The sequence below is a fragment of the Acinetobacter sp. CY17 genome (assembly GCF_059515825.1).
Genome location: NZ_JCAKMX010000021.1, coordinates 22,979 through 35,510, shown reverse-complemented (window position 1 = coordinate 35,510; position 12,532 = coordinate 22,979). Strand labels below are relative to the sequence as shown.

At 40.6% G+C, this 12,532-nt stretch carries 12 protein-coding genes; 8 read left to right on the top strand and 4 right to left on the bottom strand.

Annotated elements, in window-relative coordinates; genetic code table 11:
- Positions 1-5: 5 nt before the first annotated feature.
- Together AC5YCI_RS13310 and AC5YCI_RS13305 are read left to right on the top strand one after the other, a co-directional pair.
- Complete coding sequence (locus tag AC5YCI_RS13310; RefSeq protein WP_496175678.1) at positions 6-1,169, top strand: iron-containing alcohol dehydrogenase; 1,164 nt, start codon at positions 6-8, stop codon at positions 1,167-1,169.
- A 414-nt stretch (positions 1,170-1,583) separates the two neighbouring features.
- Positions 1,584-2,783 (top strand): tyrosine-type recombinase/integrase, encoded by a 1,200-nt coding sequence (locus tag AC5YCI_RS13305; protein WP_496130832.1) that lies wholly within the window; start codon positions 1,584-1,586, stop codon positions 2,781-2,783.
- Here AC5YCI_RS13305 and AC5YCI_RS13300 read toward each other — a convergent pair.
- The gene (locus AC5YCI_RS13300; protein WP_496130833.1) at positions 2,780-3,526 is read right to left on the bottom strand and encodes a TraX family protein; all 747 of its coding nucleotides are present in this window, start codon (positions 3,524-3,526) and stop codon (positions 2,780-2,782) included. The two genes, AC5YCI_RS13305 and AC5YCI_RS13300, sit on opposite strands and share 4 nt — an antisense overlap.
- Positions 3,527-3,619: 93 nt before the next feature.
- Between AC5YCI_RS13300 and AC5YCI_RS13295 the strand changes: the two genes are divergently transcribed.
- Positions 3,620-4,426: a lysophospholipid acyltransferase family protein gene (locus tag AC5YCI_RS13295; protein WP_496130834.1), complete on the top strand. Its 807-nt coding sequence runs from the start codon at positions 3,620-3,622 to the stop codon at positions 4,424-4,426.
- 10 nt (positions 4,427-4,436) lie between these two features.
- Here the strand turns inward: AC5YCI_RS13295 and AC5YCI_RS13290 are convergent, their stop codons facing one another.
- A complete protein-coding gene (locus tag AC5YCI_RS13290) occupies positions 4,437-5,411 on the bottom strand; it encodes an aliphatic sulfonate ABC transporter substrate-binding protein (protein WP_496175677.1) in 975 nt (324 codons plus the stop codon).
- Between the two features lie 399 nt (positions 5,412-5,810).
- Here AC5YCI_RS13290 and AC5YCI_RS13285 point away from each other — a divergent pair, with 399 nt between their 5' ends.
- The 5 genes from AC5YCI_RS13285 to AC5YCI_RS13265 all read left to right on the top strand — a co-directional run bounded on the left by AC5YCI_RS13285 (position 5,811) and on the right by AC5YCI_RS13265 (position 10,264).
- Positions 5,811-6,803 carry an acyl-CoA dehydrogenase gene (locus tag AC5YCI_RS13285; RefSeq protein ID WP_496175676.1) on the top strand — a complete coding sequence of 331 codons (993 nt, stop codon included), beginning with the start codon at positions 5,811-5,813 and terminating at the stop codon, positions 6,801-6,803.
- On the top strand, positions 6,791-7,570 hold the full coding sequence (locus AC5YCI_RS13280; RefSeq protein ID WP_496130507.1) for a PIG-L deacetylase family protein: 780 nt from the start codon (positions 6,791-6,793) through the stop codon (positions 7,568-7,570). The genes AC5YCI_RS13285 and AC5YCI_RS13280 overlap by 13 nt, the downstream gene beginning before the upstream one ends.
- The gene (locus tag AC5YCI_RS13275) at positions 7,564-8,163 is read left to right on the top strand and encodes a class I SAM-dependent DNA methyltransferase (protein ID WP_496175675.1); all 600 of its coding nucleotides are present in this window, start codon (positions 7,564-7,566) and stop codon (positions 8,161-8,163) included. The genes AC5YCI_RS13280 and AC5YCI_RS13275 overlap by 7 nt, the downstream gene beginning before the upstream one ends.
- Positions 8,160-8,843, top strand: coding sequence for a glycosyltransferase family 2 protein (locus AC5YCI_RS13270; protein WP_496175674.1), 684 nt, complete (start codon positions 8,160-8,162; stop codon positions 8,841-8,843). The genes AC5YCI_RS13275 and AC5YCI_RS13270 overlap by 4 nt, the downstream gene beginning before the upstream one ends.
- Positions 8,844-9,061: 218 nt before the next feature.
- Positions 9,062-10,264, top strand: a complete 1,203-nt coding sequence (locus AC5YCI_RS13265) for an MFS transporter (protein ID WP_496175673.1) — start codon at positions 9,062-9,064, stop codon at positions 10,262-10,264.
- Here AC5YCI_RS13265 and AC5YCI_RS13260 read toward each other — a convergent pair.
- A complete protein-coding gene (locus tag AC5YCI_RS13260; protein ID WP_496175672.1) occupies positions 10,261-11,649 on the bottom strand; it encodes an alpha,alpha-trehalose-phosphate synthase (UDP-forming) in 1,389 nt (462 codons plus the stop codon). The two genes, AC5YCI_RS13265 and AC5YCI_RS13260, sit on opposite strands and share 4 nt — an antisense overlap.
- Entirely contained in the window at positions 11,646-12,425 is a 780-nt protein-coding gene (gene otsB, locus AC5YCI_RS13255; protein ID WP_496175671.1) for a trehalose-phosphatase, read from the bottom strand. The genes AC5YCI_RS13260 and otsB overlap by 4 nt, the downstream gene beginning before the upstream one ends.
- Positions 12,426-12,532: the final 107 nt, after the last annotated feature.

Sequence of the window (12,532 nt, the reverse complement as noted above, 5' to 3'; positions counted from 1 at the left end):
TTTTTATGTCTCACACAATTCATTTACCACGTATTATGGAAATTGGTAAAAACTCAAGAAATCAACTACCTGCGATTTTAGCTAGCCTTGGAGCAAAAAGACCGCTGATTATTACTGACCACATGATGGTGACTTTGGGCTATGTAAAATACATACAAGATGTATTAAATCAAGCACATATAGAAAGCGATTATTTTGATCAAACCATTCCTGAACCAACAGCCGCTTCTATTAGTGCAGGGGTAGAATACGTGAAGGCCAAACCCTATGATGCCATTATCGCTTTAGGTGGGGGCAGCCCAATTGATAGTGCAAAAGCGATCAGTATTTTAAGTCGTTTTGGTGGAGAAATTCGTGACTATAAATTCCCACGTCAAGTCAATGAAACTGGTTTACCCATCATTGCTATTCCCACCACAGCAGGCACCGGCTCAGAATGTACTCGATTTACGATTATTACCGATGAAAAAACCAGTGAGAAAATGCTCTGTGCTGGCTTAGGCTTCCTGCCTGTTGCAGCAATTGTGGATTACGAATTAACACTTTCCTTACCACCAAGAACTACAGCAGATACTGGCATTGATGCTTTAACACATGCAATCGAAGCCTACGTGAGTCAGAAAGCGAATTTGTATAGTGATGCTCAGGCATTGGCAGCGATGCGTTTAATCGGTCCAAATTTAAAATTGGCATACCATGAACCCAATAATGAACAGGCACGTGAAAATATGATGCTAGGTTCAACGCTGGCAGGAATTGCTTTTTCTAATGCATCGGTCGCATTGGTTCATGGTATGAGTCGTCCTATTGGTGCATTTTTTCATGTACCCCATGGTCTATCCAATGCGATGTTACTACCGATGATCACCGAATTTTCAATCCCTGCTGCGCCACAACGTTATGCAGATTGCGCACGCGCGATAGGGGTTGCTACATTGGAAGATACTGATGTAATTGCCAATCAAAAATTAATCCAAGAATTAAAATCAATTAACCAAGAACTTCAAGTCCCCACCTTGGCTGAATTTGGTGTAGATAAAAAGCATTTTGATGACGTCGTCAATACGATGGCAGAACAAGCCTTAGCTTCAGGCTCACCAAACAATAACCCGCGTGTACCTGAAGTTTCAGAAATGATTGAACTCTATCAAGAACTATGGGCCTCTTAAAAAAAATAATCTTATTCAATCATTCTCCCTATCTATATGGATAGGGAGACTCTAAAGAAGCTGTATTTCAATTTATTTACATACTAATTCACTCAAAAAAATAAATATATATGAACAAACATTAAAATCATCTCAACTTTTCGCCCAATTCTACATCATTGAAAATCTACATATTTTGAGCGCTAAAGCGCTCTTTTTACTATCTTAATAGCTTGTAAGGGAGTAATGCCTGAATAAGTGGTTATTTTATGGGTTACGTCTATGGTTAATTCATCGTTAAACCTATAAATAAAACACATTAATTACATACACTTAATGATTTGTATGATGCGTCTTACACGCATCATATTTAATACTTGTTATTTTAATAAAAGTGCTTTAGATTGCACACATGTATTCACCATTAAAATTGATATGAGTTTAACTGAACAACGCGTACGCCAAGCCAAACCACGCGATAAAATGTACTTTATGGCCGATGATGACGGCTTAAGTTTAAAAGTAGAACCGAACGGCAATAAGTCTTGGAGTTATCGCTATTCACTCCCAAATAGCACCAAGAGACCACGAGTAAAGCTCGGGACTTATCCAGCGATGTCTTTAAAAGAAGCACGTCTTGCCCGTGACGATAAAAAAGATCAAGTCTTTAGTGAAAATGAACCTAGCTCAAGCCAGTTAAGCTTTGAGAAAGTTGCACTAGAGTGGATGGACTTTAAAGAAAAAAATGCCTTAGCAGACCGTCCACGTTCAGGTGTACTTGAGCTGGCACGCAAAGCCTTAATGCAAGACATCCTACCTTTATTGGGTGAGCGAGACTTTTTGAGCTTAAAGCGTTTTGATCTTGTGCAAGTGATTCGTCATATCGAAAGTCGTGGGGTAAAAGAGCCTGTTAAAAAAGCGTGTAGCTATTTAAATCAAATTTATGATTATGCTGTCGCGATGGGCTACACCGATTATAACTTGGCAATCGGCTTACAAAAAGTCATTATCAAGCAGCGTGTTAAACAGCATTATCCATATTTACAAACGGATGATTTACCTGAATTCTTAAAACGCCTGCAAAAAAATCAGGCTCATCCTATTGTTAAAAAAGCCCTATGGTTAAAGCTGTATACTGGGGTGCGTGGTGCTGAGCTGTTATCGGCAGAACCTCATCATTTTGATTTAGAAAATAAAATCTGGCGTATTCCTGCAATGCATGTCAAACAATTTAGACGCCGTGTGGTCTTGGGTATGCAAGTGCCGGATTATTTGGTGCCACTCTCTGATCAAGCAGTTGAAATTATACAATCTGCCATGGATTGGTCAGCGGGTGAAAAGTATGTATTTGCAAGTCCACGCCAAGCAGGACAACCTTTACATTTTAATACTTTAAACACACTGATCCGTCGTATGGGATATAGCAGTGAGCAATTATCTTCACATGGTTTACGCTCAACATTAAGCACCATTTTAAATGATTCAGGTCTTTTTCAGTCGAGTTGGATTGAGGCACAGCTGTCGCATACCGATAAAGATCAAACGCGTGGTAGTTATAACCATGCTGAATATTTAAATCAACGTCAAGAAATGATGCAATGGTGGGCAGATTATTTAGCTAAGCATATGCATTAAAATATTTTTTGAATCAGTAATAAAATCAGTAAATGGGCAGGATAAAATGCATATGCCCATTTATTGACTGGAGAAATCTTGAACTTTATTTCTCGATTTAAATATTGATAACTGAACCAGATCCCTAGAATAACTATCACTATAAAAGCCAAACTCATTTTCCATAACTGAGTATTTAATAATAATGAAAAATTATGTGATAAATTAAAAACCAGATATAAATTAAACATAATACTGATTAATATAGGTAAAAATATTAAATTTTTATTTAAAAAAGCTAAGTAAAAACATAAAATTGCATACACACCCAACACATCATATTGTATAGAAAATTTGGTTTGATTTAAAATGAGCGTCAATACCAAAGGAATAAAGAAATAAACTGGCGCATAAACAGGTTTTCTGACATATGCATATAAGAGTATAAAACAGAGTATCAGTGTTGGAAATATATTTAAGCTTTGTGTGTTTGTAAAATACAACTGATAGGGTATTTCACTTAAAAATGCATATACAATTAAATTTTTAAAATAACGTTGATCGCTGGCTAAAATATTATGTTTATCTTTGCTACGATAAAAATAATGAGCCATTAAAAACAAAAATAATGGGTAGGCTAAACGTCCTATAGAGTAGCACCATAGATCAAATTGACTAGATGCTGGGTTTAAAAAGCGCAAATGATCGATCAGCATCGTGATTAAAGCCACCCATTTAATCAGATCTAAGTTTTTTAATCGCATGTGATGACCTATCGCAACTATGCAAAATACATACAGTAAATATTGGATCAGTCAGCGAAAATATGCCTATTTAAACATTGAAGTATGTCGTCCATGTCAGAAGAATCCCATGTGCTGACCAAGCTGCCTTTTTTTATTTTGGAGCCTTATTTTAGACCTACTTTTTTGTATAAAGAAGCTTTATCCTTAGAACGACCCGCTTTGTTTGTGGGTAATCATACCTTATTTGGTATTTTGGACTTACCTTTTATTTTGAAGGAAATTTACCTTAAGCAGGGGGTCAGCTTAAAAGCTTTAGGTGACCATGCACACTATCACTTTCCAATTTGGAGAGACTTACTCACTCAAGCAGGCATGGTCAGAGGAACACCAGAAAATTGCCGCCAGCTTATGCAACAAGGGCAATCCATTTTGGTTTATCCGGGTGGCTCACGTGAAGTGATGCGCAGAAAAGCCGATGCAGATCAATTATTCTGGAAAAATAGAACGGGGTTTACTCGCCTTGCATTGGAATATGATTACGATATTATTCCTTTTGCATCAGTCGGTGCCAATCAAAGCTATAACATTCATGCAGATGCAGATTCTTTGAAACAGCATGCGCTCACAAAGAAACTCTTTGAAATTGATGCTTTAAAGCCTTATTTACGTGATGGTGATGCTTTACCACCGATTGCGACGGGGGTGATGGGTTTGCCTCTGCCACAACCACAACGTTTATATATTCAATTTGGCGAGCGTATTCAAGCCGCTGATTTTAAGCAAGCTGAAGATGCGGCATGGCAATTACGAGCATATGTTGAACAGCAAATTTTACAGCAGATTGCAGATTTAAAGCGCTATCGTCATCAAGATCGTGCCAACTGGTCTTGGTTAAGGCGCCAACTGACACGAATCTAACAGCCCATCATTATTTTGCTGCTGTGGCTTGAATATCGACCGCTTTAGGAATCAGTTTCAACTGATAGAATGAATCTGCAACTTTTTGCTGGGCCTGAATAATCTCTAATGAGGGCACATCGACCTGATTAGGTGATGGTTTCTTCTGAATCACGGCGCGGGCAATATCTAAACTCAGTCCTGTACTCTCTGCTAAAATATGTGCCGTCTCCTCTGGATTTTTTTCAATCCAATCATCGGTTTCATTAAGCACTTGTTTAATTTGATTGACAGCTTGAGGGTATTCCACTTTAAACTGTGGCTGCGCTGAATAGAAAGAATAGACAGCTGGTAATGCTTTCGAATCAAAGAGAATTTTAGCATTGCCTTGAATTTCGGTAGCGCTAATATAGGGTTCCCAAATTGCCCAAACATCAATGGCATTTTTATCCAGTGCAGCACGCGCATCCGCAGGGGTTAACCAAACAGGTTCAATATCTTGCCAACTCAATCCAGCCTGTTTAAGCGTCTCTGAGACAAAATAATGAGCACTTGAGCCTTTGGTTAAACCAACTCGCTTAGCTTTAAGTTGCTGTAAATTTTGGATCGGGCTGTGCTTGGCAACGAGGAGAGCATGTGCTTGACGTGATGCTTGTTCTGCCACTAAATAACGCAGAGGTTTATCTGCAGCCAGTGCAAATACAACAGGTACGTCACCGGTATAGCCAAAATCAATAGCACCTACAGACAATGCTTCAAGGGTTTGTGGACCTGCAGGAAATTCTTTCCAACTGATTTTTGTCTCAGGGAAGGCCTGCTCAAAGCTTTGATTTTTCTTCGCCACAATAAGCTTTAATGCTGCTTTTTGATAACCGATTGCTAGCTCACTCGGTACTTGAGCGTGAGGATTGTTGTCACTAGAAGCTTGAGATTGTTGTGGATTTTGATCACATGCACTCAGTAATACAGTTAAACTCGTAAGCGCAGTAAGGTATTTAATTTTCATGTTACATTTATACTTATGTCGATTTTTAAAATATAAACAGCACACTGACACAAACAAAATCTTAAATTCTGCTATGCATATCTTAAATTTAAAATCGATTTAAAAACCAGATAGGTTGTTGATATTTAATTAAAAATAAAAAATAAAATAACACACCCTTGGATATCTCTTTTTAGCGCAGTTTTAGATTTTTTTATGCTAAGACTAAATATTCATTAAAGCAGATAAAAATTAATATAAAAGCTAAACCCTCAATCTAAGCGTTTTTTTGGAAAAAACCGCACAAAATCAAGCGATCACTATTACAAAAAACTTAATAAATACCACGATTAAATGACGTTCTGTGTAAGCCCCTACGCTTACACTCGAAAGAGAAACGAAAATAATAAGTATGAGCATATGTCAGTACAGGAATTTATTCAAAGAACAACACAAGCCGAACGACGCGATCAAAATCATATGACTGCTGCAGTGAATTTACAAAAACTCATTCAAGCCAGCACAGATATTGCCCACCCAGGTGAAGGGCATACCTTATCGCGTTGGCAAACGCTGTCTCAAGTGGCAGCGACGGATTTGAATTTAGTGAAATGGTTTGAATCTCATCTCGATGCACTGAGTATCTTGCATGAACTTGGTTATACAGCTGAACATGATGCGATTTACGCGGTATGGGCAGCAGAAGGTGGTCCACAACCTTTGCGTGTTCAAGATGATCACTGCTACGGAATGAAAGCATGGTGCTCAGGGGCTGGAATCGTCGAAAAGGCGCTGATGACCTATCGTGATGAACAGCAACAATCACAATTAATTTTAGTAGATTTACGTGATGCCAATATTCAAATTGACCATAGTGTTTGGCAAGCCGTAGGAATGGCACAAACTGCCACTGCAAATATTAGCTTTGATCATGTCGCAGTCGAAAAAATTGCGGGTCCAAATGCTTATCTTGATCGACCTGGTTTTTGGCACGGCGCTGCGGGCGTGGCAGCATGTTGGTATGGGGCAAGCAGTCGCTTAGCACAACAGCTGTTTAATCAGCTTCAAAACAAGCCGCATCCCTTTAAAGCCATGTATTTAGGTGAAATCAGCACCGCGCTACACATCAATCGGCAGTATTTTTATGAGATTGCGCAGCGTATTGATCAATCTCCTCATCAGACGCACGAATATAAGATTCGGATGCTACGTCAATTTACAGAGCAAACGGCACGTCTTGTAATGGAAAAGGTTGGACTGGCCCTGGGGGCAGCACCTTATTGTCAGGATGGACATTTTGCCCGACTGATTGCAGATTTAAGTGTGTTTATTCGTCAAACCCATGGGGCATTTGATCTTGCGCAAATTGGAGAGCTTACGATTGAACAGGAGATAGAACAATGGACATTATAAAACACGATATTGTAGATGACCGCGTTATTTTTGGGGATGGGACCAGCACGCAAGTGTGGGAAAATTGGCAGGGTTTGCAACAACTTCCTGCACTGGATTTAAAACATGCTTTTCCTCAGCAACGCCGTGTCTGTATTTTAGCCCCACATCCTGATGATGAGATTTTAGGCTGCGGCGGCTTAATTCAACAACTGATTGCGCAAGGCAATCCAATTTTGATTATTGCAGTGACCAATGGTACCGCAAGCCATCCACATTCAAAACAATATACAGCACAAGATCTCGATCAACTGCGACCACAAGAAACCTTGGCGGCTTTAGCGCATTTAGGCGCCACCGATCAAGTGCAACGCATTGCACTCAATTTACCTGATGGTCAAGTCTATCAACAGAAAAACTCTCTTTATTTAGCACTCGAAAATATTATTCAAGATCAAGACATTTTAGTTGCAACCTTTGCACAAGATGGTCATCCAGATCATGAAGGTACTGGAAAAATTGCAGAAAAATTTGCACGTGATCATGGATTAGTGTGTTATCAAGTTTTAATCTGGGCTTGGCACTGGGCTAAACCCAATGATGAGCGTATTCCTTGGCAACGTGCCCAGCGTTTAGATCTTAGCTCACATCAACAAAACAAGAAACGTCAGGCGATTGATCATTTCAAAACTCAAATTGAGCGAGACCCAACCACCATGAATGCTCCCATTCTTTCGCAACAGGCGATTGAACGTATTTGCAAGGCATGGGAGGTCTATATATGCTAAAAACCCAAGTTTATTTTGATCAAATTTATGCGGAAGGTCATGACCCTTGGGGTTATGAACAGCGCTGGTATGAGGCCCGTAAGCGGCAAATTTGTCTGAGTGTATTATTGCAGCCAGAATATGACAATGCCTTAGAGATCGGTTGCAGCAATGGCGTGTTTAGTGAAGCATTGGGACAACGTTGTCACCAATTGCTGTGTTTAGATGGGCATCCTAAAGCAGTTGAGTTGGCACGGCGCCGTGTTGCGGCTTATCCTCATATTCGCATCGAACATGCTTGGGTACCTGAACACTTGCCCAACCAGCGCTTTGATTTAATTGTGGTGGGGGAAATCTTATATTATCTTGATCCTCCTCAACTTCAGCAATTAATCACTTGGCTGAATCAGCATCTTCATGAGACTGGGACTTTATTATGCTGCCACTGGCGACATCCGATTGAAGATTTTGAACTCACTGGCGATCAGGTGCATCAAGTAGTCAGGCAGCAGCTACAACTTGAGCACTATTTAAATGTGACCGATCCAGATTTTTTAATTGATGTCTGGTCTAAATCCAACTTAAGTCTTGCCAAACAAGAGGGCTTAATATGATTGGTGTCGTCATTCCTGCTTGTAATGAAGAAGACAATATCCAAGCCTGTTTGCTTGCGGTAAAGCGATCTATTGCGCAGCTCAATGCCAACATTGAAGTCAAAATAGTGGTGGTTTTAGACAGTTGTGACGATCAAACATTACAACGTGTTGAGGATCTTAAGGTTCATTACTTGTGTTGCAATGTGCGCTGTGTGGGGCAGGCGCGTGACTTAGGCGTACGCTATTTAATTGATCAAGGCGTGACGTGGATTGCATGTACGGATGCCGATAGTTGTGTGTACAGTGACTGGTTAAACCAACAAATCTCACATCAACCAGCTGATTTAATTTGCGGTGTAGTGGTGATTGACGATTGGCAGGATTTATCTTCACAAACACAAGCCCTGTATAAAGCACATTATCAAGATCGTATGAATCATCGTCACATTCACGGTGCGAATTTAAGTTTTAGCCGCGAAGCCTATTTAAAAGTAGGGGGCTTTCAGGGCTTAAGCTGCCATGAAGACGTTGATTTGGTACAACGTATGCTCGCTGAGCAGTGTCAGGTGGTGTGGAGTAATCAAGTCCGTGTGGCGACCAGTAGTCGCCTTGATGGCCGTGTGGATGAAGGGTTTGCCCATTTTTTAAAAAACTTACAATACAAACAGCAATTATTGAAAAAAGTGAGCAACTCATAGAATTAAACTCTAAACCTAAGTTAATGTTTATTCAGTGAAAAATAACAAGCAAACGCTTTTGTTTAAATTTACTTAAAAATAAGCTGTATTTTAGCCAGAACTGTGTATAATTTCGCCAAATTACCCCTGCATAGATTATTTTTTAATCTAATTTTGCAGGGGTTTTTCTATGGAATTTCTGCAATTGGATGCTTTATTTTGTTGTGTCGGGTTATTACATGCTTCAATCCAAAACCATTGCGCTGCAATCAGGCGTCCAATCACAGCGTTTATCTGCTCAGCGCTTAGCCACCTTACTGTGCTTCTTTAGCTTAGGGTTTTCTACGGCAGCTTGGGCACCGTTAATTCCCTTTGTGCAACAACGCTTAATGTTAAATCACGCCGATTTTGGTGGCTTATTATTGTGTGCAGGTATTGGCTCAATGCTGGCGATGCCTGCCACAGGCTTTGTGATTCAAAAAATTGGCGGGCGTGCCATTATTGCCACTGCTTTAGCCTTATTTATTCTGGTGTTACCTGCATTAGCAATGGTGCCAAATACTTGGCTACTGGCAGCGAGCTTATTTACCTTTGGTGCAGCAGCAGGCAGTTTAGGCGTTGCAATTAACTTACAAGCCGTGATGGTGGAAAAGCAATACGCAAAAAACATGATGTCGAGTTTTCACGGCATGTGCAGCTTAGGTGGCTTACTCGGGGTGATGAGTATGACAGCTTTACTGGCTTTAGGCGTTACCCCCTTGATGGCAGCACTTAGTCTGGTGGCACTCATTTTATTGCTTGCCTTGATTGCTGTCCCTAAATGCTTAACCAAGACAGAGCAACAAGAGCCTGAGGTGAGCACACCTAAAGCAAAACGCGGCCTACCAAGTGCATTTGTTGCTCTCATTGGTGTCATGTGTTTTATTGCCTTTTTATCTGAAGGTTCTGCAATGGATTGGAGCGGAATTTACTTAACCCAAGAATTCGGTGTTCAAGCGGCTTATGCTGGGCTTGCCTATACCTGTTTTGCGGTGACCATGACCATGGGGCGTTTTGCAGGACGTCAAATTCAGCAATTTTTAGGCGAAACCAAGACCATTTTATTCAGTGCCTTAGCAGCAGGTTTAGGTTTAGCGACTGTAATTTTGGCCCCGCATTGGCTGGTTGTATTACTCGGTTATAGTATTTTGGGATTAGGCTGTGCCAACATCGTGCCGATTATGTTTTCCCGTGTGGGGCGCCAGAATCAAATGCCAAAAGCAGCAGCATTATCTTATGTCTCTACCTTTGCCTATACAGGTTCACTTTTGGGTCCAGCATTGGTCGGTTTAGGCAGTGAAGTGTTTGGCTTAACAGCAGTCTTCATGGTGATTGCGATCGGTTTAAGCTTAATTGCTGTGCTTAATCAATTCACGCTCAAACAAGAGCGCCGTGCGATTTAAACGGCACTCTGGCGTATTCCCGTGACACTTTTTAAATCTGTTAAAAAGTGTTCACGCCAATCCTCAATATTCTCATTATCAATCCCATCCATCAAAGCTTTATAGCGATGCATACGTTCTGCTAGAGACATGGTCAGCGCTTGGTATAAGGCTTGTTTTAAGCTTGTGGCATCATGAGGATCCACAATTAATGCCTCTTGCATTTGTTCTGCTGCCCCTGCATAGCGCGATAAAATAAGAACGCCTGGATTGTGTGGATCTTGGGCAGCAATATATTCTTTGGCCACCAAATTCATGCCATCTTTAAGCGAGTTGACCCAACAGATTTGACTTTTTCGATATAACTGCATTAATTCATGATGGGCTAACATTTGATTGGTTAAGTAAATCGGTTGCCAAGTTGCTGTTTTTAAATCCTGATTGATAGCACGAATGCGCTGATTGACCTGTTCAAAAAGTTTTTTATAAATAGGCACTTCCATTCGACAAGGACACGCGATTTGTATCGCAGCAAAACGACCTTGCAAGGATTTTTCACGCAGTAACGCTTCCATGGCCTCAATACGTTCAGGAATTCCCTTAGAATAATCCACGCGTTCAGCAGAAATCACTAAAGGTTGATCTAGATTTGGACAAGGATCAAAATAACGTTCCAACTTTAAACTATTGCCTTGTGCGGCCTTTTGAATCAACTTGGGATTTACACCAATAGGATACGCCTGAATCAGCACCTGTCGTTTTTTCTGGACAATCATATTGTCTTGAAGGCTGCTATGCAGTAAGTCTTTATAAACCTGTAAACAGATTTTTTGGTCGGCTTTGGTTTGCAAACCCAACACATCATATTCTAATAAGTCATGTAATAGGGGCGTGGCAACGCTCAGCTGCTGCCAATATTGCAATTGACTAAATGGAATATGCAGGAAAAATCCGATACGATTTTTAAGCCCTAATTGGCGACAATATTTGGCAATACTGAAAAAATGATAATCATGCACCCAAATAATATCATCAGGCTGGGCAATGTTTGCAATCTGTTGCGCAAAGCGCTGATTAACTTGCTGATAAATGGCGTATTGCTGTGGATCTTCACGCACTAAATCGCTACGGCTGTGCAACATTGGCCATAATGTATTATTGGCAAAGCCAGAATAAAAACCTTGATATTCAGTCTCAGTCATTGGCGTGGTGAGATAGAGTACTTGCTGCTGTTGCTGCTCACCAAACTCAGGCAACTGACCATCTTGAATTTGCTCACCATTCCACCCCAGCCAAATCCCGCCTTGATCTTGCAAAGCATCATTCAGGGCCACCGCAAGCCCCCCAGCTGTTTGCTGGCTATTGGGTAAACTCACTCGATTAGAAACCACAATTAATCTACTCATAGCATGTTCCTGCTCTTGTAATGAATTATTTTTTTTGTAAATTGTTCTAAGAATTCTGCGCAGTCTATGACGTTGTCAACGCGATACTGCGCTTGGGTTGCACCTTGACCCACCTTAATACTTACACCACCCATTTGATTGACAACGCCAAAACCATCTTCATCAGTGACATCATCACCAATAAAAATCGGACAATGCTGCTGCAAGGCTAAAGTATTGTGTATACGTTGGATCGCATTGCCTTTATGGGCGGCTTTGGGGGCAATTTCCCAGACACATTGACCTTGTTTAAGATAAAAATCTGGAAAATCTTGCACAACTTGCATGGCGATTTGGGCAGCTTGTTGTGCTGATTGAGGATATTCACGGTAATGCAAAGCCACTGAATAATCTTTGTATTCTTGCCTTAACGCAACACCTTGACAGGCGTGTGTCACAGATTGGTGTAAGGCTTGAATCTGATCAGCTTTGATATCTGGGAGGTATCTTTTGCGTTTTAAATACAGATCTAAACCATGACTCGCTGCAATATCCACATCTAGACCGGCGACGAGTTGCTGAGCTTCTGCTAAGCAGCGACCTGTGACCAAGATTACAGGATGATCCAAGGCGATGAGGCAACTTAAAAGATGTAAGGTTTTTTCAGGAATGAAGCTCTGTGTGGGATCAAGCTGAAACTCGGCTAAAGTGCCGTCAATATCTAAATAAAGCACATAGTGTGCATGAGGTGGCATGGTATCTAGAAAATGTGAGACAGCATGACAAGTGGTCGGCATTGTAATGATAGAGCTTTATTAATAGACAGATGTCTTGTTATAGCAGTACTCAGAGCTAAAAAGTTGATTCAATTACAAACCGCTAACACGCGGACTATTTAAGCTTA